At 70.2% G+C, this 22,696-nt stretch carries 21 protein-coding genes and 1 pseudogene; 13 read left to right on the plus strand and 9 right to left on the minus strand.

All coding sequences use genetic code 11. From position 1 onward, the window contains the following. Positions 1-110: 110 nt before the first annotated feature. A complete protein-coding gene (locus tag ACWCXB_RS04135; RefSeq protein WP_018847140.1) occupies positions 111-791 on the minus strand; it encodes a response regulator transcription factor in 681 nt (226 codons plus the stop codon). Next, a complete protein-coding gene (locus tag ACWCXB_RS04140; protein WP_450718766.1) occupies positions 788-2,170 on the minus strand; it encodes a sensor histidine kinase in 1,383 nt (460 codons plus the stop codon). Before ACWCXB_RS04140 ends, ACWCXB_RS04135 begins: the two co-directional genes overlap by 4 nt. A gap of 198 nt (positions 2,171-2,368) precedes the next feature. Here ACWCXB_RS04140 and phoU point away from each other — a divergent pair, with 198 nt between their 5' ends. The 4 genes and pseudogenes from phoU to ACWCXB_RS04160 all read left to right on the plus strand — a co-directional run. Continuing rightward, positions 2,369-3,046, plus strand: coding sequence for a phosphate signaling complex protein PhoU (phoU, locus tag ACWCXB_RS04145; protein ID WP_450718767.1), 678 nt, complete (start codon positions 2,369-2,371; stop codon positions 3,044-3,046). Positions 3,047-3,270: 224 nt separating this feature from the next. Then, entirely contained in the window at positions 3,271-3,432 is a 162-nt protein-coding gene (locus tag ACWCXB_RS04150) for a hypothetical protein (protein ID WP_450718769.1), read from the plus strand. Between the two features lie 160 nt (positions 3,433-3,592). Next, the gene (locus tag ACWCXB_RS04155; protein ID WP_450718771.1) at positions 3,593-3,895 is read left to right on the plus strand and encodes a ribosomal protein L7/L12; all 303 of its coding nucleotides are present in this window, start codon (positions 3,593-3,595) and stop codon (positions 3,893-3,895) included. Between the two features lie 605 nt (positions 3,896-4,500). Further along, a pseudogene (locus tag ACWCXB_RS04160) lies at positions 4,501-4,710 on the plus strand (site-specific integrase); the annotation flags it as partial. Between the two features lie 124 nt (positions 4,711-4,834). Here the strand turns inward: ACWCXB_RS04160 and ACWCXB_RS04165 are convergent. Further along, positions 4,835-5,596 (minus strand): phosphoglyceromutase, encoded by a 762-nt coding sequence (locus ACWCXB_RS04165; RefSeq protein WP_450718773.1) that lies wholly within the window; start codon positions 5,594-5,596, stop codon positions 4,835-4,837. Positions 5,597-5,728: 132 nt separating this feature from the next. Here ACWCXB_RS04165 and ACWCXB_RS04170 point away from each other — a divergent pair, with 132 nt between their 5' ends. Next, positions 5,729-7,012 (plus strand): MDR family MFS transporter, encoded by a 1,284-nt coding sequence (locus tag ACWCXB_RS04170; RefSeq protein WP_450718775.1) that lies wholly within the window; start codon positions 5,729-5,731, stop codon positions 7,010-7,012. Positions 7,013-7,075: 63 nt separating this feature from the next. Here ACWCXB_RS04170 and ACWCXB_RS04175 read toward each other — a convergent pair whose 3' ends face one another. The 3 genes from ACWCXB_RS04175 to mshA form a co-directional block, all read right to left on the minus strand. Next, on the minus strand, positions 7,076-8,755 hold the full coding sequence (locus ACWCXB_RS04175) for a glycosyl hydrolase family 28-related protein (RefSeq protein ID WP_450718777.1): 1,680 nt from the start codon (positions 8,753-8,755) through the stop codon (positions 7,076-7,078). 111 nt (positions 8,756-8,866) lie between these two features. Further along, on the minus strand, positions 8,867-9,358 hold the full coding sequence (locus ACWCXB_RS04180) for a YbjN domain-containing protein (protein ID WP_450718779.1): 492 nt from the start codon (positions 9,356-9,358) through the stop codon (positions 8,867-8,869). Beyond that, complete coding sequence (gene mshA, locus ACWCXB_RS04185; protein ID WP_450718781.1) at positions 9,351-10,694, minus strand: D-inositol-3-phosphate glycosyltransferase; 1,344 nt, start codon at positions 10,692-10,694, stop codon at positions 9,351-9,353. Before mshA ends, ACWCXB_RS04180 begins: the two co-directional genes overlap by 8 nt. A 203-nt stretch (positions 10,695-10,897) precedes the next feature. Here mshA and ACWCXB_RS04190 point away from each other — a divergent pair, with 203 nt between their 5' ends. From ACWCXB_RS04190 to ACWCXB_RS04200, 3 genes are all read left to right on the plus strand, one after another. Next, on the plus strand, positions 10,898-11,719 hold the full coding sequence (locus ACWCXB_RS04190; protein ID WP_450718783.1) for a class I SAM-dependent methyltransferase: 822 nt from the start codon (positions 10,898-10,900) through the stop codon (positions 11,717-11,719). A 176-nt stretch (positions 11,720-11,895) separates the two neighbouring features. Continuing rightward, positions 11,896-12,993: an NlpC/P60 family protein gene (locus ACWCXB_RS04195; protein WP_450718785.1), complete on the plus strand. Its 1,098-nt coding sequence runs from the start codon at positions 11,896-11,898 to the stop codon at positions 12,991-12,993. A 330-nt stretch (positions 12,994-13,323) separates the two neighbouring features. Continuing rightward, positions 13,324-14,619 (plus strand): PP2C family protein-serine/threonine phosphatase, encoded by a 1,296-nt coding sequence (locus ACWCXB_RS04200; RefSeq protein ID WP_450718787.1) that lies wholly within the window; start codon positions 13,324-13,326, stop codon positions 14,617-14,619. 150 nt (positions 14,620-14,769) lie between these two features. Here the strand turns inward: ACWCXB_RS04200 and ACWCXB_RS04205 are convergent, their stop codons facing one another. The 3 genes from ACWCXB_RS04205 to ACWCXB_RS04215 form a co-directional block, all read right to left on the minus strand. Further along, positions 14,770-15,108 carry a DUF2516 family protein gene (locus tag ACWCXB_RS04205; protein ID WP_450718961.1) on the minus strand — a complete coding sequence of 113 codons (339 nt, stop codon included), beginning with the start codon at positions 15,106-15,108 and terminating at the stop codon, positions 14,770-14,772. Positions 15,109-15,247: 139 nt separating this feature from the next. Continuing rightward, positions 15,248-15,886, minus strand: a complete 639-nt coding sequence (locus ACWCXB_RS04210; protein WP_450718789.1) for a hypothetical protein — start codon at positions 15,884-15,886, stop codon at positions 15,248-15,250. 39 nt (positions 15,887-15,925) lie between these two features. Then, a complete protein-coding gene (locus tag ACWCXB_RS04215) occupies positions 15,926-16,360 on the minus strand; it encodes a helix-turn-helix domain-containing protein (protein ID WP_450718791.1) in 435 nt (144 codons plus the stop codon). A 436-nt stretch (positions 16,361-16,796) separates the two neighbouring features. Here ACWCXB_RS04215 and ACWCXB_RS04220 point away from each other — a divergent pair, with 436 nt between their 5' ends. The 5 genes from ACWCXB_RS04220 (at position 16,797) to ACWCXB_RS04240 (ending at position 22,691) form a co-directional block, all read left to right on the plus strand. After that, entirely contained in the window at positions 16,797-17,462 is a 666-nt protein-coding gene (locus ACWCXB_RS04220; RefSeq protein WP_450718793.1) for a DUF4097 family beta strand repeat-containing protein, read from the plus strand. 13 nt (positions 17,463-17,475) lie between these two features. Continuing rightward, entirely contained in the window at positions 17,476-18,432 is a 957-nt protein-coding gene (locus tag ACWCXB_RS04225) for an ATP-binding cassette domain-containing protein (RefSeq protein WP_450718794.1), read from the plus strand. Then, on the plus strand, positions 18,429-19,220 hold the full coding sequence (locus tag ACWCXB_RS04230) for an ABC transporter permease (RefSeq protein ID WP_450718796.1): 792 nt from the start codon (positions 18,429-18,431) through the stop codon (positions 19,218-19,220). Before ACWCXB_RS04225 ends, ACWCXB_RS04230 begins: the two co-directional genes overlap by 4 nt. Before the next feature lie 471 nt (positions 19,221-19,691). Then, positions 19,692-20,054 (plus strand): VOC family protein, encoded by a 363-nt coding sequence (locus ACWCXB_RS04235; RefSeq protein ID WP_450718798.1) that lies wholly within the window; start codon positions 19,692-19,694, stop codon positions 20,052-20,054. 249 nt (positions 20,055-20,303) lie between these two features. Continuing rightward, positions 20,304-22,691: an ATP-binding cassette domain-containing protein gene (locus ACWCXB_RS04240; RefSeq protein WP_450718800.1), complete on the plus strand. Its 2,388-nt coding sequence runs from the start codon at positions 20,304-20,306 to the stop codon at positions 22,689-22,691. Positions 22,692-22,696 lie beyond the last annotated feature (5 nt).

The following is a 22,696-nucleotide window of genomic DNA, read 5'->3' on the forward strand; positions in this document are numbered from 1 at the left end:
CTCCACCCCCCCCCCCCTCCCGCCGGCCCCCCCCGTGTCGGATCGGGGGGCCCGCCCGCCGTACTGGTACCGGCCGATGCCGGGTGCCGGCCGCGGCCGGCCGGGCCGGTTTACGGCTCGAACTTGTAGCCGAGTCCGCGGACCGTGACCAGGTAGCGCGGAGCGCCCGGGTCGGGCTCGATCTTGGCGCGCAGGCGCTTGACGTGGACGTCGAGGGTCTTGGTGTCACCCACGTAGTCCGCACCCCACACGCGGTCGATCAGCTGCATACGGGTCAGCACGCGGCCCGCGTTGCGCAGGAGCATCTCCAGGAGGTCGAACTCCTTGAGCGGCAGGTCGACCTTGCCGCCGGAGACCGTGACGACGTGACGGTCCACGTCCATACGGACCGGGCCGGCCTCCAGGGCGGCGGGCGTGACCTCCTCCGGCTCGCCGCGGCGGCGCAGGACCGCGCGGATGCGGGCGACCAGCTCCCGCGAGGAGAAGGGCTTCGTCACGTAGTCGTCGGCTCCTATCTCCAGGCCGACGACCTTGTCGATCTCGCTGTCCTTCGCGGTCACCATGATGACGGGGACATTGGAACGGCCGCGCAGCTGGCGGCAGACCTCGGTGCCGGGCAGGCCCGGCAGCATCAGGTCGAGGAGCACGAGGTCGGCGCCGTTGCGCTCGAACTCGTCGAGCCCCTCGGGACCTGTTGTCGCGACAGCGACCTCGAAGCCCTCCTTGCGGAGCATGTAGGAAAGAGCGTCGCTGAAGGATTCCTCGTCCTCGACGACAAGCACTCGGGTCACGGAAGGACCTCCGGGGCAGGCAATGGTTCGCGTGAGGTGGTCCGGGGATCAGGACCGGGGTGGGATTCGGGGTGGGAATCGGATTCGGGATCACGACGGTGATCGCGATCGTGAGCGGTGGAAAGAGCGGGATCCGAGTCGTGCTCGGAATCATGATCGGGATCCGGGTCCGCGTCGTACAGTCCCTCGTCGGCGTCGTCGGCGACGTGGCTGTGCGTACGGTCCCGGACGGAGCCCGCCTCCGGCAACCGCAGGGTGAAGGTGGAGCCCTGACCCTCGGTGCTCCACACCGTGACCTCCCCGCCGTGCGAGGCGGCCACGTGCTTGACGATGGCGAGGCCCAGGCCCGTACCGCCGGTCGCCCGGGAGCGGGCGGGGTCGACGCGGTAGAAGCGCTCGAAGATGCGCTCGCGGTCCTTCTCGGAGATGCCGATGCCCTGGTCGGTGACGGCGATCTCGATCTGATCCCCGCCGGGCGCGGCGACGCGGCGTGCGGCTATACCGACGCGGGTGCGGGCAGGGGAGTAGTTGACGGCGTTCTCGACGAGATTGCCGAGGGCGGCGGCCAGCTGGCCGCGGTTGCCCCAGACATGCAGGTCGGCGGTGCCGCCGGCGGCCATGGTGATCTGTTTGGTGGACGCGGTGTGCCGGGAGCGGTCGATGGCCTCGGCGACCAGTTCGTCCACCCGTACAGGCTCGGCGTCCTCCAGCGGGTCGTCGTTCTGCACCCGGGAGAGGTCGATGAGCTCCTGCACGAGATTCGTGAGCCGGGTCGCCTCGATCTGCATGCGGCCCGCGAAGCGGGTGACCGCCTCGGGGTCGTCCGAGGCGTCCATGACCGCCTCGGAGAGCAGCGAGAGCGCGCCGACGGGAGTCTTGAGCTCATGGCTGACATTGGCGACGAAGTCGCGCCGTACCGCTTCGATACGGCGGGCTTCGGTGAGGTCCTCGACCAGGAGCAGCACGAGGCGGGACCCGAGCGGCGCGACCCGGGCGGAGACGGCCAGGGCCTCGCCGCGGCCGGTGCCGCGGCGGGGCAGGTCGAGCTCGACCTGGCGTATCTCGCCGTCGCGCCGGGTGTCACGAGCCATGTGCAGCATGGGCTCGATGGCCAGCTTTCCGCCCCTGACCAGGCCCAGCGCGTACGCGGCCGAGCTGGCCTTGACCACGGAGTCGCTCTCGTCGAGGACGACCGCGGAGGAGCGGAGCACGGACAGCACGGTGTCGACGCCGGGCGGAAGCACGGCGTCCGTGTGCAGGGATGTGCGGGTGGGTCTCGCCTGGTCGCGCTCGCTCCAGCGGAACGCCAGCATGGCGATCACGCCGGTGCACACCCCGGCGATCGCAGCCAATGCGGCGACCGCCGCGTTCACGTCCATGCATCCAGGTTATGCGGGCGCATCGGCTGTCTCCCAGCCATCCGAGTGGCAGCTCGAACAGTCGTCGCCCAGAGTTCACCGGGGATAAAGTGCCGGTTCATTTGAGAGGGAGGATCCGGACGCGTTACGAACCGAACGTGGGAGCGTGGGGGTCTCAGCCCCACCGGACCCCCGTTCACACCAAGAGAGGGACATCCCATGCGGGACGCGTACCACGAGGAACTCGATTCGATCGGCGAAGGCCTTGTCGAGATGGCCCGGCTCGTCGGGTCGGCGATCGGGCGCGCCACGACGGCCATGCTCGACGCGGATCTGAAGCTCGCCGAGAGCGTCATCGCGGGCGACCAGAAGATCGACGATCTGGCGCACGACCTGGAGGCCCGGGCCATAGCCCTGCTGGCCCGCCAGCAGCCGGTCGCGACGGACCTGCGCATCGTGGTGACCTCCCTGCGGATGAGCGCGGACCTGGAGCGCTCCGGCGACCTGGCCCAGCACGTGGCCAAGCTGGCCCGGCTGCGCTTCCCGCAAACCGCGGTTCCGCAGGACCTGCACGCCACCATCCTCGAGATGGGCCAGCTGGCGCAGCGCCTGATGGCGAAGGCGGCGGAGGTCATCATCACGAAGGACGTCGATCTGGCCCTCCAGCTGGAGACGGACGACGACGAGATGGACCAGCTGCACCGCGCGCTCTTCACGCACCTCATCGACGAGCGCTGGAAGCACGGCATCGAGACGGCGGTCGACGTCACGCTGCTGGGCCGCTACTACGAGCGCTACGCCGACCACGCGGTCGCGGTCGCCAAGCGCGTCGTCTACCTGGTGACGGGCGAGCACGCGGACGAACTGCAGGCGGAGACGACGGTCGAGGGCGCGTAACGCCGAACGCCCGCACCCGAAAGGCCGCTGCAGCCGGCACCACCGGCACCACTGCCCGACGGACGGAGTCCGGCGCAGCGGCCCGAAGCCTGCGAAGCAGTGCGAGGGCGCGTATGCGCCGGGCCCGTCGGCGACGGGGGCACATCTGTGCGCCGTTGATGCGCCGGGGCGAGTGGGCATGCAATGGGGAGAGGCGACACACGCACGCCTTCGAGGAGGACCCCATGGCCGATTCCCCCACGAACGACCCCCAGCAGGACGTATCCGTCGAAGTGGCACCCACGCCCCGCCACCTGCCGCTCCTCGCCGCCTGCGGCTGCGGCTCGGGCTGCGGGTGCGGCTGCCAGTCGGGCGGTCCGTGCCAGTGCGGCGGCTGCTGCGGCTAGCCGAACCGACGGCCACGACGACGGAAGGGCCCCGTCCGAAAACCGGACGGGGCCCTTCCGTATGTCCGCTCCGATCGGTCCGGTCGATCCGGTCGATCCGGTCGATCCGGTCGGTCCCTAAAGCCGATTACGCTCCCGAGCAGGGCGGGAGGGAGCCGGGATGGCAGACGAGTACGTCACGTCGGTGTGCGACGACATACCTCATGACGTGGTGCTCACGGACCCTGGCGCCCGCGTACTGGATGTCGCCCAGGTCGTACGCCGACTGACGGGACTGAGCCTCTGGCGCAGCAAGGTGCTGGCGAGCCAAGCCCCCGCCGTGATCCTCGACGGCGTGCCCCAAGAAGACGCCGAGGCGGCGATCGCGGCTCTCCGCGATGCGGGAGCGCAGGCAGAGGTGGCGCAGCAGCCGGAACCGGACTTTCTCAGGCCGAGACGCCCGACGGCCCGATCAAGCACCTGACGGCCCAGGCACGGCCCCGGCACAGCGGACGTTTCTGAGGTAACTCGCTGGCTCCCTTGTCAAGTCCCGAAATGAAGTGCCATGACGCGAATCGGCAGCTAGGGCGCAATTAAGGCATGGGTTTACACGGAGGTGTGGCGCCCGCTGAGATGGGGAGTGAGCCAGATGCTGAATCGTCCTGAGCGGCCTTCGACAGGCGTCGCTGTATCCGCCGCCCGGTGTCAACCGAAGGGCATCCGTGCCGCGCTGCGATGGCAGATCATCGCGCTCGTCGCCTTCGCGATCTGCTTCTGCACGCTCGCGGTGGAGTGGTTCATCACCGATACCCTCACCTTCCTTCAGCCTGCCTCCAGTTCTAGCCCCGTTCTCACTGACGGTGGCGGTGGAACCAATGATGAGGGCGGACCAGCCCCTACTAATCTCGCTGGCGTGTTGACTCTCGTGATCGCCGGGTTGACAGGTACCGGAGGCTTTCTCAGCGGTGTCGCAGCGGTGATCACCGTGCGGCAAGGCGCCCGCCAGGTGCAGAGGCAGCAGGCTGTGCACTGCAGGTATTCGGGGCATGCCCTGGAGCACCATCGCCTCCGCCGACCTCACGGTCATTAGGCGGGGACGTCTGGCGTACGTCGCTGAACGAAGAACAGTGGAAGCCCGCCCTCGCCAAGGTCGATGTCATCCCGAAGGCCAAGAGCCGCGAGCACGCCGCTGCCCGCGAGCACGGCATGCACGCCCTCAGGCACTTCTACGCGTCCGTTCTGCTGGACGCCGGGGAGAGCATCAAGGCCCTTGCCGAGTACGCCCACCTAACGGGCCCGGAAGGCTCTCGGACGGGCTCTCCGACCGCAGGACTCGGGGAACTGAGGGCCCAGAGAGGGACCACGGCGTGAAAATGCCTCCCATCCGCGCCATACGCGCAGGTGGGAGGCATGATCACGAAACCTACTTCTTCTTGCCCTGGTTCTTGACCGCCTCGATGGCCGCCGCCGCGGCCTCCGGGTCGAGGTAGGTGCCGCCGGGCTTGACGGGCTTGAAGTCGGCGTCGAGCTCGTAGACGAGCGGGATGCCGGTCGGGATGTTGAGGCCCGTGATGTCGGCGTCCGAGATGCCGTCGAGGTGCTTGACCAGTCCGCGGAGGGAGTTTCCGTGGGCGGCGACCAGGACCGTGCGGCCGGCCAGCAGGTCCGGGACGATGCCGTCGTACCAGTACGGCAGCATGCGCTCGACGACGTCCTTGAGGCACTCGGTGCGCGGGCGCAGCTCGGTCGGGATCGTCGCGTAGCGCGGGTCGTCGCTCTGCGAGAACTCCGTGCCGTCCGCGAGGACCGGCGGCGGGGTGTCGTACGAGCGGCGCCACAGCATGAACTGCTCCTCGCCGAACTCGGCGAGGGTCTGGGCCTTGTCCTTGCCCTGCAGCGCGCCGTAGTGGCGCTCGTTCAGACGCCAGGAGCGGTGCACGGGGATCCAGTGGCGGTCCGCGGCCTCCAGCGCGAGCTGGGCGGTGCGGATGGCGCGCTTCTGGAGCGAGGTGTGGAGTACGTCGGGGAGCAGGCCGGCGTCCTTGAGCAGCTCACCGCCGCGGACAGCCTCCTTCTCGCCCTTCTCGGTGAGGTTGACGTCCACCCAGCCGGTGAACAGGTTCTTCGCGTTCCACTCGCTCTCGCCGTGGCGGAGCAGGATCAACTTGTACGTCGCGTCGGCCATGGGCCCGAGCCTAATCGACGCCCGACGCGGCCGACGATTGACGTCCGCCGTCAATTGAGTAGCGCGGCGGAGCACCCGGCTTGTAAGTTGCCAATCACTGCAGCACCACTTACCGACCGGGGGGAAGCCCGCATGTCCGTAGCAGCGCTCAGACGGGCCGCGAAGGAGAGCGTCTCGGGCCTTCCCCGGGAGTTCTGGTGGCTGTGGGCCAGCACCCTGGTCAACCGCCTCGGCGGCTTCGTCGCCACGTTCATGGCTCTCTATCTCACCCTGGATCGGGGCTATTCGGCCTCGTACGCCGGACTCGTCGCCGCCCTGCACGGACTCGGCGGCGTCGTCTCGTCGCTCGGCGCCGGGGTGATGGCCGACCGGCTGGGGCGGCGGCCCACGATGCTGATCGCGCAGACCTCGACCGCTCTGTCCGTCGCGCTGCTCGGCTTCATGGAGCACCCGGTGGCGATCGCGGCCGTCGCCTGCCTCGTCGGCATGACCAGCAACGCGTCCCGCCCCGCGGTGCAGGCGATGATGGCGGACATCGTGCGCCCCGAGGACCGGGTGCGGGCCTTCGCGCTCAACTACTGGGCGATCAACCTGGGCTTCGCCATCTCCTCCGCGTGCGCCGGCCTCATCGCCGAGTACAGCTATCTCGCGGGCTTCCTCGGCGAGGCCGCACTCACGCTCCTCTGCGCGGTGCTGGTCTTCGTCAAGCTGCCGGAGTCCCGGCCCGAGCGCAGCGCCGCCGCCGAGAAGAGCGACGCGGAGACCGGGCTCGGCACCGTCCTGCGGGACGGGCGGTTCATGGGAGTCGTCGGACTCTCCTTCCTCATCTCGCTGATCTTCATGCAGGGGTCGGTCGGGCTGCCGGTGGCCATGGGCCTGGACGGCTGGTCCCCTTCCGACTACGGGCTCGTCATCGCGGTCAACGGTGTGCTGATCGTCGCCCTGCAGATCCCGGTCACCCGCTTCATCGAGCACCGCGACCCGCAGCGGCTCCTGGTGATCTCCGCACTGCTCGCCGGGTACGGCTTCGGGCTGACGGCCTTCGCCGGGTCGATCGGCGTGTACGCGCTGACCGTGTGCGTCTGGACGCTGGCCGAGATCGTCAACTCCCCCACCCAGATGGGCCTGGTGGTCCGGCTCTCCCCCGTCCACGGGCGCGGCCGCTACCAGGGCGTCTACACGATGTCCTGGTCGGTCGCGGCGCTCGTCGCACCGCTCATGGCGGGGTACGTCATCGACCGCTTCGGCTCCGAGTGGCTGTGGGGGTCGTGCGCGGCGATCGGCACGGTGGCGGCGCTGGGGTACTGGCTGCTGATGCGGGGTCTGCCGGAGGCCGGGCCTGCGGACGCGACCGGATCCCCGGGAGCCTCGACCGTTCCGGTCACGGCCGAGGCTCCGGAGAAGGCGGATGCCTGAGGTCCCCCAAGGCGCCAGGGCGTTGTCCGTCGACGCCGCCCGCACGCCGGCGGAAGGGAAGGGCTACCGCCCGAGCGTGCGCTGCGCCTCGTACAGATTCCGCGGCCGTACGGCGCCGGGCGAACCGTACGCCTCGATCCGCGAGTTGAGCGCCCCGGTGAAATCCGGGACATCGATCTGGTCGAACTCCCGCACCGCGGAGATGCCGACGGTCGCGCTGTAGGGGGCGATCCCGTCGATCCGTACGAGACCCGCCCGTTCGTTGGTCACCGTGACGTTCCAGTGGGTGAAGCGGGCGCCGTAAAGGGGTCCTGCGGACGCGTCGCCGCCGTGGCGCCCGTTGTTGCTGACGGTGATCTCGGTCCGTACGTTCGCGAAGGGCATCCCGCGGTGCGTGTCGAAGGTGCCCATCTCCATCACGCCGCGGGACCAGACGTTGTAGCTGGACAGGCCCTCGACGTTGATGCCGTGCAGCTGCGTGCCGGCCGGGGCGGGCACGGTGCGCTGCTCGATGACGAAGTCCTCGACGAGGTTGTCGTGCGCGCCCTCGCGGCAGAAGTACGGGTGGTGCGAGCCGCGGCCCGCGACCCGGGTGCGGCGCAGCGTGCAGGCGGAGGCGGCGACGAGTCCGAAGCCGTTGTCGACGTGGCGGACGGTGATGTCGTCGGCCCAGCAGTCGTACGCGCACTGGAAGGTGACGCCGTTGTAGCCCTTGTCGAGCAGATGGGGCGACTGCGGGGTCTCGATCGCCTCCAGCGTCAGTCCCTCGACGCCGGAGCCGGTCAGCGCCTCGACGTGCGTGGTCAGGCGCGGGTCCCATTCGGGGCGTACGTCGAGGGGCAGCGGACGCTCCAGCGTGACGCGGGTGCCGTCGACGCGGGCGATGCGGACCGGCCATTCGTAGGGGACGTACGAGGTGAGCTTGGTCTTGTCGTCCCAGTAGTACGCCTCGGGGCCGGGGCCGTCGCCCGCCATGTGTTCCAGCAGCGTGTGTCCGGCGTCGTCGGCGAGGCGCAGCAGGACGAGCTGTCCGCGCCGCAGCGCCGACGGGTCGTCGACGGTGACGGAGCGGTCGCCGCGGCGGGCGGGCCGGACGGTGGTGAGGCTGCTCCACTCGTCGCGCCTGTTGCCGGTCCAGCCCTCGAAGGGCCAGGCCTTGGCCTTGATGGCGGCGGTGAGGCTCTCGTAACGCGCCTGCGGGCAGAGCCAGATGAGACCGCCCGCCCAGGACCAGCTGGACTTGTCGCCGCCGTAGCGGCTGCCGTACTGGCCGATGAGCTCGGTGAGGTTCTTCGTCGCGACGAGCTTGGTGCGGCCGCTGCCGGCGCCGCGCAGGACGACGTTGCTGTGACCGATGCGGATGACGTCGTCGATGCGGTACGTGCCGGGCGGGACGATGACCGTGCCGCCGCCGCGTTCGCCGGCAGCGGCGACGGCACGGTTGATCGCGGGGGCGGCGTCCGCCGAGCCGTCGGGCTTCGCCCCGAAGTGCAGGACGTTCGCCACGACGGGCCGCCGGGGGAGGTCCGCGGATCCGCCGCGCTGTCCCGCCCTGCCCACGAACGGGATCTGGGGATGGGTGTACGGAGACATGGCGAACTCCCGCCAGAGTGTTGCGGTCTCCTGCGTCAGGGGTGCTGCTGCGGTCCGGGGAGCGGCGGCCGTCGCCGTACCGCCGGACACGGCGACCGCCGCCACGGCTATCGCACCGCCGAGCAGGCCCCGTCTGGTCAGCTGATCCATGCGCCACGCCTTCCATGCATGTGAACGCCGTTCATGTCTACGTCGGCGGCGAGCATGGCACGGCCCAGGCAGGGCAGGGAAGGGGTTGAACAGAAGGTGGATCGGCGGCGATTACTTCGCCGGGCGCTGGGTCAGATGAGTGAACGCGTCGAGATTGCGCGTGGACTCGCCGCGCGCCACCCGCCACGCGTACTCCTTGCGGATGGCGGTCGCGAAACCCAGCTCCAGCAGGCTGTTGAAACCGCCGTCCGCCGCTTCCAGCACCGTGCCGAGCAGCCGGTCCAGCTCCTCGGGCGTGATGACCGAGAGCGGCAGCTTGCCGACCAGGTAGATGTCGCCGAGCGGGTCGATCGCGTAACTCACGCCGTACAGCTTGAGATTGCGCTCCAGCAGCCAGCGGTGGACGCCCGCCTCGTTCTCGTCCGGGTGGCGGATGACGAAGGCGTTGAGGGACAGCGAGTGCTGACCCACGATCAGCGAGCAGGTCGTCGACAGCTTTCGGGTGCCCGGCAGCTTCACGACGTACGAGCCCGGCTGGGGGCTCTCCCATTCGAGCTCGGCGTCCGTGAGCGTCTGCTCGAGGACCTTCAGCACGTCAGCCATGGTGGGAGCGTACGCGACGGCGGTGCTCGTGCATCGCCGCGGTGTACACGTCCGCGGTGGCCGATGCCGCCGTGTCCCAGCCGAAGCCACGCGCGTGGCGTGCCGCCGCGGCGCCCATGCGGCCCGTCAGCTGCGGGTCGTCCACGAAGCGGCGCAGCGCGCGGGCGTAGTCCGCCGGGTCGTGTCCGGGCACCAGGAAGCCGGTCTCCCCGTCCCGTACCGCGACCGGGAGGCCGCCGACGGAGGCCGCGACGACCGGTGTGCCCGTCGCCTGTGCCTCTATGGCGACCAGACCGAAGGACTCGCTGTACGAGGGCATGACCAGCACGGACGCGGCGCGGAACCAGTCCGCGAGGCGGCTCTGGGCGACCGGCGGCCTGAACCGTACGACGTCGGCGATCCCGAGCCGGGCCGCCAGCTTCTGCAGGCCCTCCGGCCTGGCGAGACCACTGCCGCTCGGCCCGCCGACGACGGGGACGACGATGCGGTGACGCAGGGAGGGGTCCTGCTCCAGCAGCAGCGCGACCGCGCTCAGCAGTACGTCAGGGGCCTTCAGCGGCTGGATACGGCCGGCGAACAGCGGGATCACGGCGTCCTGCGGGAGGCCGAGACGGGCGCGGGCGGCGGCCCGGCCGTCGGCGACGCGGAAGCGCTCCAGGTTCACGCCGGGGTGGACGACGGCGACCTTGGCGGGGTCCGCGTCGTAGTGGCGGATCAGCTCGCCGGCCTCTTCCGCCGTGTTGGCGATCAGCCGGTCGGCGGCGTCGACAATCTGGGTCTCGCCGATCACGCGGGCCGCGGGCTCGGGGGTGTCGCCCTCGGCGAGCGCGGCGTTCTTGACCTTGGCCATGGTGTGCATGGCGTGGACGAGGGGGACGCCCCAGCGCTCGGCGGCGAGCCAGCCGACATGGCCGGAGAGCCAGTAGTGGGAGTGGACCAGGTCGTAGTGGCCGGGCCGGTGGCCCGCCCAGGCCTGCATCACGCCGTGGGTGAAGGCGCACAGCTGGGCCGGGAGGTCCTCCTTGGCCAGGCCCTCGTAGGGCCCCGCGTCCACGTGCCGGACGAGCACGCCGGGCGCGAGCTCGACGACCGGGGCCATGCCGCCCGTGGTCGCCCGGGTGAAGATCTCCACCTCGATGCCGATGGCGGCGAGCCGCTTGGCGAGCTCCACGATGTAGACGTTCATGCCGCCCGCGTCGCCCGTCCCCGGCTGGTGCAGGGGGGAGGTGTGCACGCTGAGCATGGCGATGCGGCGCGGCCTGCGGTGCTGCCCGGGAAGCCGCAACCGTGGCGGCGACGCCAGGGTTCCGGCGAGCCGGGACACGTACTGGCTCACGTGGACGGTCCTCTCCGCTCGGGTGCGCTCGCTGCTCGGGCGTGCCTGAGGACGGGCATGCCGAGGAAGGGCGCTCGCAGCCCTTCAGGGGCCACAACAGCGGAACCGTCTCTTTCATTTCCTCTTTGCCGAATCATTGCTCAGCGCATCCCCTGCACCCGGCGTGTCGTATATGCCCTGAGCCCGCCCTTACCCTCGTTCACATGTCCCCGCGCACCACCCCGCCCCCGAGCCGCCCTGTGGGCGCGGTGACCCGTGGCACCACCAATCCGAACCGGCTGCGCCGCATGGACCGCTGGATCGCCGCCGTGCACGGCCCGGCGCTGCGCCGCTCGGCCGCCGCGCCGGTCGCGGTGGATCTCGGGTACGGGGCCGCCCCCTGGACCGCCGTCGAGCTGCTGCAGCGGCTGCGCGCCGCCGAGCCGCGCACCGAGGTCGTCGGCATAGAGATCGAACCGGCCCGGGTCGCGGCGGCGCGCCCGTACGAGCGGGAGGGGCTGCGCTTCGTGCACGGCGGCTTCGAGGTCCCGCTGCCGCAGCGGCCGCTGCTCATACGGGCGGCGAACGTGCTGCGCCAGTACGACGAGGACCAGGTCGCCGAGGTCTGGGAGCGGCTGTGCGCCCGCCTCGCGCCGGGCGGTCTGCTGGTCGAGGGGACGTGCGACGAGATCGGCCGGCGGCACGTATGGGTGGCACTGGGGCCCGAGGGGCCGCGGACGGTGACGTTCGCCACCCGGCTGGGCTCGCTGGAGCGGCCGTCGGACCTGGCGGAGCGGCTGCCCAAGGCGCTCATCCACCGGAACGTTCCGGGCGAGCCCGTGCACGCGTTCCTGCGGGACTTCGACCGGGCGTGGGCGGCGTCGGCACCGTACGCCTCTTTGGGCGCGCGCCAGCGGTGGGTGAGGGCCGTTCGGGACCTGTCCGCCGACTGGCCGCTGACGGGGGCGGGTTCGGACGGGCTGCGCCGGTGGCGACAGGGCGAAGTCACCGTGAACTGGCCCGCCCTGGCACCCAATTCCGGCTGAACGGACGGCAAGACGGGTGCGCGGGGAACGCGGCGGCGGGTTTGTTCGTCTCTGACGGATGGGTGTGATCGGGCTCGATCCGGCGCGTGGCCCTGTCGCTTTTGCGGAGGGCGTGGCACCATCACGACGTCGTGCGTAAGTTACTGACGGTAAATCACATTTAAAAGGGGGAGCTTGTGAACCGACGCCGCTGTGCTGCCGCCGCGATCACCGTGGTCTGCGCCGTGACGTTGCTGGCGGCCCCGGGCCAGGCGTTCGCGGCACCTTCGACGCCCCTGGCCCCCGCCGCGGCCGCTGCGCCCGCCGCGCCCGAGCCGGGCCCGCCCGCGCCCCCGAAGAAGAGCCTCGAAGAGATCCGGTTGGAGCTCGACAGCCTCTACGCCAAGGCCGCGACCGCCACCGACGCGTACAACCTCGCCGAGGAGCAGGCGAAGAAGCAGTCGGCCGAGATCGTGAAGCTGGCCCAGGAGATAGTGAAGGGCCAGGACAGGATCGCCGACCTCAAGGACCGCGCGGGCGCCGCGGCCCGCGCCCAGTACCGGGGCGGCGGGCTGCCGCCCGAGGCCCAGCTGATGCTCACGGACGACCCGCAACTCTTCCTCGACAGCGCGGGCCGCTTCCAGCAGGGCCAGAAGGCGACGAAGGATCTCATCGGCGAACTCGAGCAGACCCAGGCCGACTTGGCGGCGTACACCAAGGAGGCCGGCGCCCAGTGGACCAAGTTGGAGGCCAACCGGGTCAGGCAGGAGAAGGCCAAGAAGGAGATCAACAAGCAGATCGCCGCCGCGAAGAAGATCGAGTCGCAGCTGGAGAAGGCGGAGCGGGAGCGGCTGCTGAAGCTGGAGGAGGACGCGGCGTACCGGGCGCAGACGGCCTGGCTGAGCTCCGGTGTCCTCAAGAACATCGCCGCCGGCAGCGCGAGCGAGCAGGGCAGGAAGGCCATCGCCTTCGCGACCGCGCAGATCGGCAAGCCGTACGTGTGGGGCGCCGAGGGGCCGGGTTCGTACGACTGCTCCGGGCTGACCTCGCAGGCGTGGGCGGCCGCGGGGCGGGGCATCCCGAGGACCTCGCAGGAGCAGTGGCGACTGCTGCCGCGCATCGACATCAAGGACATGCGGCCCGGCGACCTGATCATCTACCACGCCGACGCCAGCCATGTGGGGATGTACGTGGGCGACGGGGCGATCGTGCACGCACCGCGCCCGGGGCGGAACGTGACGCTCGCAGGCGCCGGTTCGATGGCGATCCTCGGGGTCGTGCGCCCGGACAAGTAGTCTTCGTGGGGCGTTGAGAGGCGTCGTATGTCTTGTACGCACCGTATGCAGTGACTTACACCCGTACGGGTGGGGCAAACGTGAGCGGGACCACCTAACTGCCCTCGCGGTGACGGGGGTCACGCGGTGGTCGCGTGACCCCGGTCACCTGCGACGCGTGACGTTCGTCATCACCGGCGGGGCAACTACCTCCCGATGCGCGGCATATGCCATCCGATCTTCTCGTCACACCATTCCGCTCCACCGCCCGCTACCGCTATGGTCCCCGTCTGGCGGGACGTCGATCGTCGACCTGCCGCGCCCTCGGGGGGAGGGAAGGAAACCAGACAGATGCCCGTACCCGTTCCGCGGCAGCGGACCGGTTCACCCGTCGCAGTACCGGCCGCCGCCGTACCCCCTGTCTCCGTACCGCCCATGCGCGACACCGTCACCGAGACGACCAACGGCAGCGACCTCACCCTCCTCGTCATCGAGGACGACCCGGCGGGCACCTTCACCGTCCCCGAAATGCTCGATGCGGCAGGCACCCGTGTCCGCATCCGTACCGCCCGCAACCTCACCGAGGCCGAGCGGCTGCTCACGGACGACATCCACTGCATCCTCGTCGACCTCGCCCTGCCCGGGCGGGTACGCGGCCGGTCCGGCGAGGACGCCGACGAGCTCGCCGTGCTGCGGCACGTCATGCGCCTCGCGCCGCGTCACGCCGTGCTGGCGCTGACCGCCGAGGCGGACGCCGAGCGGGCGGCCGAGGCGGTGCGCGTCGGAGCACAGGACTTCCTGCTCCGCAACGAGCTGGACGGCCGGACCCTGAGCCGCGCCATCCGGTACGCCGTCGAACGCAAGCGCGCGGACACCGCACAGGTGAAGCTGGCCGAGTCGCGGCTGCGGGCGCAGGAGAACGCGCGCCTGGAGCGTGGCCTGCTGCCCACTCCCCTCCTCCAGGGCTCTGATCTGCGGTTCGCGGCCCGCTACCGGCCGGGTCGCTCCCGCGCCCTGCTCGGCGGCGACTTCTACGACACCGTCCGCACCCCGGACGGCACGGTCCACGCCATGATCGGCGACGTCTGCGGCCACGGGCCGGACGAGGCGGCGCTCGGCGTGGAGCTGCGGATCGCGTGGCGGGCGCTGACGTTCGCGGGTCTGTGCGGCGACGAGCTGCTCTCCACGCTGCAGCAGGTGCTGGAGCACGAGCGGGAGAGCGAGGAGATCTTCGCGACGCTCTGCACGGTCGACATCGCGCCCGACGGGCGCCGCGCGGGCCTGTGCCTGGCCGGCCACCCGTCCCCGCTGATCGCCCGCAAGGGTCAGGCCGCACAGCTGCTCCCGTACGAGAACGGGGGCCCGGCGCTCGGCCTGCTGCCGAACGCCCGCTGGCCGCGCCGCCAGGTCGAGCTGGGCGCGGCCTGGAGCCTGATGATGTACACGGACGGGCTCATCGAGGGCCGGACCTCCCCGGACGGGGAGCGCCTGGGCCAGGACGGCATGGTCGAGATGATCAACCGCCGGCTGGCGGACGGGCTCCGCGGCGAGGCACTGCTGGAGGCCGCGGTGGCAGAGGTGCGGGAGCTGAACGGCGGCGACCTGACGGACGACGTGGCGGTGCTGCTGCTGGACCGCGTGCGCTGACGGAGGGTACGGGGCCAGGGGCCGGACTCATCGGGCCCGGTCCTGGCTCCCCGCCTACCGCGGTCCTGGCGCCCGCCTACCGCCGCCTACCGCGGTCCTGGCGCCCGCCTACCGCCGCCTACCGCGGTCCTGGCGCCCGCCTACCTCCGCCTATCGCCCGCCGTTGTACGGACCGTAAGGACCGTCGCTGCTGGAGCCGCCGCGGCGGCCGCGGCCGCCCGAGACCTGCCGGAGCGCGGGGCGCACGTCGACCAGGAAGACGATCGTCGCGATCAAGCCGGCGATCTGCAGGAACAGCATCTGCAGGAAGAGATTCACCGCGACCGTGACACCCAGCAGGATCAGCCAGAACATCTTGGTCTGCTTGTCGGCGGCGCGGTACGCGTCCTCGCGCGCCATGGCGGCCATGACCATCGCGACCACAGCCAGGACAAGCATGACCAGGTTGAGCACCAGCCACAGGAGACTGTCGAATCCGGCCATCAACATGCTGAGCACCGCCTAGAGAGTGATGTGAAGCGCCTCGCGGCCAACGTACCCCCGTACGTACCCCGACAACGGGCCGGGCACGGATGACGTGCCCGGCCCGTGACTGTGTCTGTCGGCCTTGGATCCTGCTTTCCGGGTCTTACTTCCCGGAAGAGGGGCTGCTCTTCTTGGCCACCGGCTTACGGGCCGGGGCCTTGCGGGGAGCCGGCGCGGCGGCCTTGGGCTCGCCCTGCACCGTGGCCTTCGCCTCGGGGGTGCTCTTCACCGAGGTGCCGTTCGCCTTGGCCTCGGAGCTCTTGGACTCACCGCCGTTGGGCCCGTCCGTATTCGGCTCGACGGCGACCGCGATCTCGGCGATCTCGTCGGCGGCCTCACCGCGCCAGGCCTTCACGGTCTGCTCACCGTGCTCGGCGACCTTCTCGTACGTCTCACGGGCGCGAACCGCGTACTCGGCGGCCACACCCACGCCCCGCAGCGCCAGGTCCTGGGCGGTCTCGCCCAGCTTCTTCAGGTCGGTGTCGAGGTTCTCGAGCACCTCGGTGACCTTGGCCTGGACGGTGGCCTGGGCCTCCTTGGCCTGGGCGGTCACCTTCGCCTGCACGGCCTTCGGGTCGGTGTCCCGCACCGCCTCGAACCGCGCGGGGGCCTCCGCCCGCAGCTGCTCGATCAGCGCGGGCACCTTCTTGGCCTGCTGCACGGCGAGGTCGGCCGTGCCGGCCGCGAAGTAGAGGGGGGTCGGGTCGGTGAACGTCTTGCGCAGGTCATCAGCGATGGCCATGACTGTGGTCCTCCCGGATCGCAGAGTCAGAGTTCGGGTTCACGTACGGGTTGCTGCGGGTCCATCGGCACCACTTCCGTCGGCCGTGCGGGGGCCGTCATCGGCGGTGTCCTTATCCGTATCGGCGTCGAAGCCGTTCTCCTTGCGGAACGAGTCGTAGATCTGCAGCAGAACCTGCTTCTGCCGCTCGTTGATCGACGGGTCGGCGAGGATGACGGCCCGCGTCTCCAGCTCGTCCCGCTCGCGCTCGTCCAGAATCCCGGCCCGTACGTACAGCGTCTCGGCCGAGATCCGCAGCGCCTTCGCAACCTGCTGCAACACCTCGGCGCTGGGCTTGCGCAGCCCGCGCTCGATCTGGCTGAGGTACGGATTCGACACCCCGGCGGCGTCGGCGAGCTGCCGCAACGAGAGCTGCGCGTTGCGCCGCTGCTCGCGGAGGTAGTCACCGAGATTGCCGACGTTGAGTGATGCCATACCTCGATACTGCGACATCCCCGCTAACTTTTGCAAGCAGCTGCTTGCAAAAGTGTGCCCTGTCACGCGTGGCGCGCCGCTGAGGCTTGACGCGGCGCCACATGTCCCCGTCTCACGCCACCTGCTCAAGACGGCTGTCTATCCGCGATCTGAACTTGGCGCGGCAGTGCCGCCTGAGGTCGTTTCGGCTTTCGCGTGGAGGATCTCGCGGGCCCGCTCCGCCCTTCATGCTGCTTGGGTGCCTCCGCTATAGCGTTCACTCCCAATTCATTGCAACGAACAGGTGACTGTCGTTGCATTGAATCTGAGCTTGTTGCAACGATCTCCTAGCTTTCACCTGCATCGATGACTATCCGACGCAACGAGCTAGTTGCGGAGTATGGGAATGCAACGTAGCTTTTCCAACATCCGAAACAACGAGTCACAGGAGAGCACGATGCAGAAGTTCGACACCCCCGCCCCGATCTCCGCCGTCCTCGACATCCCCGCGGGACGCGTGCAGTTCATCGCCGCCGACCGCGCCGACACCACCGTCGAGGTCCTGCCTGCCAACCCCTCCAAGAGCCGTGACGTGAAGGCGGCGGAGCAGACCACCGTCGCCTACGCCGACGGCGTCCTGCGGATCACGGCCCAGGCCCCCAGCAACCAGCTCTTCGGCCCCTCCGGATCCATCGAGGTCACCGTCCAACTGCCCGCCGGCTCCCGCATCGAGGCGAAGACGGCCAGCGCCGAGCTCCGCGGCGTCGGACGCCTCGGCGACGTCGCCTTCGAAGGCGCGTACCGCCAGATCAAGATCGACGAGGCCGCGAGCGTCCGCCTCACTGCGATCGACGGCGACGTCGAGGTCGGCCGGCTGGGCGGCCCCGCGGAGATCAGCACCGCAAGGGGCGACATCCGGATCACCGAGGCCGTGCGCGGCACGGTCGTGCTCCGCACCCAGTCCGGCGACATTTCGGTCGCCGCCGCCGCCGGCGTCTCGGCCGCCCTGGACGCCGGCACCGACTACGGCCGCGTCAGCAACGCCCTCAAGAACGACGGCACCGCCGAACTCGACATCCGCGCCACCACCTCCCACGGCGACATCACCGCCCGCAGCCTCTGAAGGAGCACCCCTCATGACCAACTTGGCCATCACGGCGAACGGGCTGCGCAAGTCCTACGGCGACAAGGTCGTGCTCGACGGCGTCGACCTGGCCGTCCCCGAAGGAACGATCTTCTCCCTGCTCGGCCCGAACGGCGCCGGCAAGACCACCGCCGTCAAGATCCTCTCCACCCTCATCACCGCCGACGCCGGAGACCTGCACGTCGGCGGCCACAACCTGGCCGCCGACCCGCAGACGGTGCGCGCCGCGATCGGCGTCACCGGGCAGTTCTCCGCCGTCGACGGCCTGATCACCGGCGAGGAGAACATGCTCCTCATGGCGGACCTGCACCACCTCTCCCGCCGCGAGGGCCACCGCACCGCCGCCGAACTCCTCGAGCGCTTCGACCTGGTGGAGGCCGCGAAGAAGCCCGTCTCCACCTACTCCGGCGGCATGAAGCGCCGCCTCGACATCGCCATGACCCTGGTCGGCGACCCGCGGATCATCTTCCTCGACGAACCGACCACCGGCCTCGACCCGCGCAGCCGCCACAACATGTGGCAGATCATCCGCGAGCTGGTCTCCGACGGCGTCACCGTCTTCCTCACCACCCAGTACCTGGAGGAGGCCGACGAGCTCGCCGACCGCATCGCGGTGCTGAACGACGGCAAGATCGCCGCCGAGGGCACCGCCGAGGAGCTCAAGCGGCTCATCCCCGGCGGGCACGTCCGGCTCCGCTTCTCCGACCCGTCCGCCTATCAGAGCGCCGCCATCGCGCTGCGCGAGGTCACGCGGGACGACGAGGCGCTGGCGCTGCAGATCCCCAGCGACGGCACCCAGCGCGAGCTGCGCTCCATCCTCGACCGGCTGGACTCCGCCGGCGTCGAGGCGGACGAGCTGACCGTGCACACGCCCGACCTCGACGACGTGTTCTTCGCCCTGACCGGCGGAACCAACGTCCCCAACCAGTCCAAGGAGGCTGTCCGATGAGCGCCCTCTCCCTCGCCGTCCGCGACTCGAACACGATGCTGCGCCGCAACCTGCTGCACGCGCGGCGCTACCCGTCCCTCACCCTGAACCTGCTGCTCACGCCGATCATGCTGCTGCTGCTCTTCGTCTACATCTTCGGCGACGTGATGAGCGCGGGCATCGGTGGCGGCGGCGCCGACCGCTCCGACTACATCGCCTATATCGTCCCGGGCATCCTCATGATGACCATCGGCAGCACCGTGATCGGGGCCGCGGTGTCCGTCTCCACCGATATGGCCGAGGGCCTCATCGCCCGCTTCCGTACGATGGCGATCTACCGCGGCTCCGTGCTCTTCGGGCACGTCATCGGCAGCGTGCTGCAGGTGCTCGCCAGCCTGGTCCTCGTCGGTGCCGTCGCCGTGGCCATCGGCTTCAGGTCCACGGACGCCACGGCCCTGGAGTGGCTGGCGGCGTTCGGGCTGCTCGCGCTGTTCGCCCTGGCGCTCACCTGGATCGCGGTCGGGATGGGCATGGCCAGCCCGAACGCCGAGGCGGCCAGCAACATGGCCATGCCGCTGATCCTCCTCCCGCTCATCTCCAGCGCCTTCATCCCGGCCGACACGATGCCGGGCTGGTTCCAGCCGATCGCCGAGTACCAGCCGTTCACGCCCGCCATCGAGACCCTGCGCGGCCTGCTGCTCGGCAGCGAGATCGGCAACAACTGGTGGATCGCGATCGCCTGGTGCGTCGGCCTGTCCGCGCTCGGCCACCGCTGGTCGATGGCGTTGTTCAACCGCGACCCGAAGTAGCCGCCATGACAGCGCGGGCTGCCTCCCGCAACTCGTCAGTCCCCCCGAGGGCGGCGTACTCCGACACCGCGTCGGTGTACGCCGCCGCGTTCGTATGCAGGGCGGCCTCGCGGGCCCGGCGGGCGGACATGGTCGGCTGGAACTCCCGTAGCACGCCGAGCCGTTCGGCCGGCGGGCTCAGCGCCTCAGAAAAACCAGGCCGGTGCAGCAGGGGGACGATACCTGTCGTGCTCGGTCTCAGCCGCTGAGGCTTGACGCGGCGCCACGCGACGCGCGCGACGGCGGGGATCCCGTCGTGCGTCGCGAAACAGGTGACCAGACCGACCAGACCAGACCGACCAGACCGATCAGGAATCGAGAAGCGCGGACCCCCGCGCCGCACCTAGCGTGACCGTCGGGACATCGATTTCCGGACTTCCCGTTCGTCTCCAGCCAGACAATCCCGACCGGACCACGACTTCAGGAGTGACCATGACCGCGACCGGCTCTTCCAACCAGGGGATCAAGACCGTGCTGCATCCCGTTTCCGACCTGGCGACGGCCAAGGCGGTGTATGCAGCCCTGCTCGGCGTACCCCCGCAGACCGACGAGTCCTACTACGTCGGCTTCGAGGTCGCGGGCCAGCACATCGGGCTGGTGCCGGGCGGTGGACCGCAGGGCATGACCTCACCGGTGGCCTACTGGCACGTGCCGGACCTCGAGGCGAAGCTGGCCGAGGTGACCGCCGCGGGTGCCACCGTGAAGGAGCCCGCGCACGACGTCGGTGGCGGCCGCCTGGTGGCCACCGTCACCGACCCCGACGGCAACGTCCTCGGCCTGCTTCAGGACCGATGAGTGCCGAACCCATCTCCCCGCGCCGCATCCAGGCCTGCCGCGAGGTGAACGAGCTGCCCGACCGCGAGCTGATGCGCGACGGCCGCTGGTTGGTCTGACCCCCTCGGCAGGCACGCCGCGTGGCCGGGGCCACAGGCTCCACGGGCCGAAGCGAAGGAGAACCAGACGTACGCTCGAAGCCGGTCAGATCGAGCCAGGCGACGCCGACGGAGACCGCGAACGCGGCCCCGCCCAACAGATGGAGACACGATGAGCATGGCCACGAGGACGGACACGCAGTCGCCTGCGCTGCACGGTGCCGACAGCCACGATGTGATCCGCGTGCACGGCGCGCGCGTGAACAACCTCAAGGACGTCAGCATCGAGATCCCGAAGCGCCGGCTGACGGTGTTCACCGGTGTCTCCGGCTCGGGCAAGAGCTCGCTGGTGTTCGACACGATCGCCGCGGAGTCGCAGCGGCTGATCAACGAGACCTACAGCGCCTTCGTGCAGGGCTTCATGCCGACGCTGGCGCGGCCCGAGGTCGACGTACTCGAAGGGCTGACGACCGCGATCATCGTCGACCAGCAGCGGTTGGGTGCCGACCCCCGCTCCACGGTCGGCACCGCCACCGACGCCAACGCCATGCTGCGCATCCTCTTCAGCCGGCTCGGCACGCCGCACATCGGCCCGCCCAGCGCGTACGCCTTCAACGTCCCCTCGGTCCGGGCGAGCGGTGCGATCACCGTCGAGCGCGGCGCGAAGAAGACGGTGAAGGCGACCTTCACCCGCACCGGCGGCATGTGTCCGCGCTGCGAAGGCCGGGGCACGGTCTCCGACATCGACCTCACCCAGCTCTACGACGACAGCAAGTCGCTCAGCGAGGGTGCGCTCACGATCCCCGGCTACAGCATGGACGGCTGGTACGGCCGCATCTTCACCGGCTGCGGCTTCTTCGACCCGGACAAGCCGATCCGCAAGTACACCAAGAGGGAGCTGAACGACCTCCTCCACAAGGAGCCGACCAAGATCAAGGTCGACGGCATCAACCTGACGTACGAGGGCCTGATCCCGAAGATCCAGAAGTCGATGCTGTCCAAGGACATCGACGCGCTGCAGCCGCACATCCGCGCGTTCGTGGAGCGGGCGATGACGTTCACCGTCTGCCCCGAGTGCGATGGCACCCGGCTCGGCGAGGCGGCCCGGTCGTCGAAGATCAAGGGGGTCAACATCGCCGACGCCTGCGCGATGCAGATCAGCGACCTGGCCGAATGGGTCCGCGGCCTCGACGAGCCGTCGGTGGCGCCGCTGCTCACCGCGCTGCAGCAGACCCTCGACTCGTTCGGGGAGATCGGCCTCGGCTACCTCGCGCTCGACCGGCCGTCGGGCACGCTGTCGGGCGGCGAGGCGCAGCGCGTCAAGATGATCCGCCACCTCGGCTCCTCGCTCACCGACGTCACCTACGTCTTCGACGAGCCCACCATCGGCCTGCACCCCCACGACATCCAGCGGATGAACGACCTGCTGCTGCGGCTGCGGGACAAGGGCAACACGGTGCTCGTCGTGGAGCACAAGCCGCAGACGATCGCGATCGCCGACCACGTCGTCGACCTCGGCCCCGGCGCCGGTACGGCGGGCGGCACCGTCTGCTTCGAGGGCACCGTCGAGGGACTGCGGGGCGGCGGCACCGTCACCGGCCGCCATCTCGGCGACCGGGCCGCCCTCAAGGAGACGGTGCGGAAGCCCACCGGCACGCTGGAGATCCGCGGCGCGGCGGCGCACAACCTGCAGGACGTCGACGTCGACATACCGCTCGGGGTGCTCTGCGTGGTCACCGGCGTGGCGGGCTCCGGCAAGAGCTCCCTCGTCCACGGCTCGATCCCGGCCGGCGCGGGCGTGGTGTCGGTCGACCAGGGAGCCATCAAGGGCTCGCGGCGGAGCAACCCGGCGACGTACACCGGACTGCTCGACCCGATCCGCAAGGCGTTCGCGAAGGCCAACGGTGTGAAACCGGCGCTGTTCAGCGCCAACTCCGAGGGCGCCTGCCCCACCTGCAACGGCGCCGGCGTCATCTACACCGACCTGGCGATGATGGCCGGCGTCGCCGCCCCCTGCGAGGAGTGCGAGGGCAAGCGGTTCCAGGCCGAGGTGCTCGAGTACACCTTCGGCGGCAAGGACATCAGCGAGGTGCTCGCGATGTCGGTGGCCGAGGCCGAGGAGTTCTTCGGCGGCGGCGAGGCGCACACGCCGGCCGCGCACCGCATCCTCGACCGGCTCGCCGATGTCGGGCTCGGCTACCTCAGCCTCGGCCAGCCGCTCACCACGCTGTCCGGCGGCGAGCGGCAGCGGCTCAAGCTGGCCACCCACATGGCCGACAAGGGCGGCGTCTACGTCCTCGACGAGCCGACCACCGGCCTCCACCTCGCCGACGTCGAGCAGCTGCTCGGCCTGCTCGACCGGCTCGTCGACTCCGGCAAGTCGGTCGTCGTCGTCGAGCACCACCCGGCGGTCATGGCGCACGCCGACTGGATCATCGACCTCGGCCCGGGCGCCGGCCACGACGGCGGAAAGATCGTCTTCGAGGGCACACCCGCCGACCTCGTCGCCGCCCGCTCCACCCTCACCGGCGAGCACCTCGCGGCCTACGTCGGCATCTGACCGAG

Source organism: Streptomyces sp. NPDC001514 (genome assembly GCF_053597075.1).

Excerpts from the sequence above, each read along its gene's own strand:
- ACWCXB_RS04150 (WP_450718769.1), top strand. The coding sequence starts at position 3,271 with ATGGCCGATTCCCCCACGAACGACCCCCAGCAGGACGTATCCGTCGAA.
- ACWCXB_RS04170 (WP_450718775.1), top strand. The coding sequence starts at position 5,729 with ATGTCCGTAGCAGCGCTCAGACGGGCCGCGAAGGAGAGCGTCTCGGGC.
- ACWCXB_RS04210 (WP_450718789.1), bottom strand. The coding sequence starts at position 15,886 with ATGGCCATCGCTGATGACCTGCGCAAGACGTTCACCGACCCGACCCCC.
- ACWCXB_RS04180 (WP_450718779.1), bottom strand. The coding sequence starts at position 9,358 with ATGGCTGACGTGCTGAAGGTCCTCGAGCAGACGCTCACGGACGCCGAG.
- ACWCXB_RS04225 (WP_450718794.1), top strand. The coding sequence starts at position 17,476 with ATGACCAACTTGGCCATCACGGCGAACGGGCTGCGCAAGTCCTACGGC.
- ACWCXB_RS04240 (WP_450718800.1), top strand. The coding sequence starts at position 20,304 with ATGAGCATGGCCACGAGGACGGACACGCAGTCGCCTGCGCTGCACGGT.
- ACWCXB_RS04190 (WP_450718783.1), top strand. The coding sequence starts at position 10,898 with ATGTCCCCGCGCACCACCCCGCCCCCGAGCCGCCCTGTGGGCGCGGTG.
- ACWCXB_RS04200 (WP_450718787.1), top strand. The coding sequence starts at position 13,324 with ATGCCCGTACCCGTTCCGCGGCAGCGGACCGGTTCACCCGTCGCAGTA.
- ACWCXB_RS04205 (WP_450718961.1), bottom strand. The coding sequence starts at position 15,108 with ATGTTGATGGCCGGATTCGACAGTCTCCTGTGGCTGGTGCTCAACCTG.
- ACWCXB_RS04220 (WP_450718793.1), top strand. The coding sequence starts at position 16,797 with ATGCAGAAGTTCGACACCCCCGCCCCGATCTCCGCCGTCCTCGACATC.
- ACWCXB_RS04165 (WP_450718773.1), bottom strand. The coding sequence starts at position 5,596 with ATGGCCGACGCGACGTACAAGTTGATCCTGCTCCGCCACGGCGAGAGC.
- phoU (WP_450718767.1), top strand. The coding sequence starts at position 2,369 with ATGCGGGACGCGTACCACGAGGAACTCGATTCGATCGGCGAAGGCCTT.
- ACWCXB_RS04215 (WP_450718791.1), bottom strand. The coding sequence starts at position 16,360 with ATGGCATCACTCAACGTCGGCAATCTCGGTGACTACCTCCGCGAGCAG.
- ACWCXB_RS04230 (WP_450718796.1), top strand. The coding sequence starts at position 18,429 with ATGAGCGCCCTCTCCCTCGCCGTCCGCGACTCGAACACGATGCTGCGC.
- ACWCXB_RS04155 (WP_450718771.1), top strand. The coding sequence starts at position 3,593 with ATGGCAGACGAGTACGTCACGTCGGTGTGCGACGACATACCTCATGAC.
- ACWCXB_RS04175 (WP_450718777.1), bottom strand. The coding sequence starts at position 8,755 with ATGGATCAGCTGACCAGACGGGGCCTGCTCGGCGGTGCGATAGCCGTG.
- ACWCXB_RS04235 (WP_450718798.1), top strand. The coding sequence starts at position 19,692 with ATGACCGCGACCGGCTCTTCCAACCAGGGGATCAAGACCGTGCTGCAT.
- ACWCXB_RS04140 (WP_450718766.1), bottom strand. The coding sequence starts at position 2,170 with ATGGACGTGAACGCGGCGGTCGCCGCATTGGCTGCGATCGCCGGGGTG.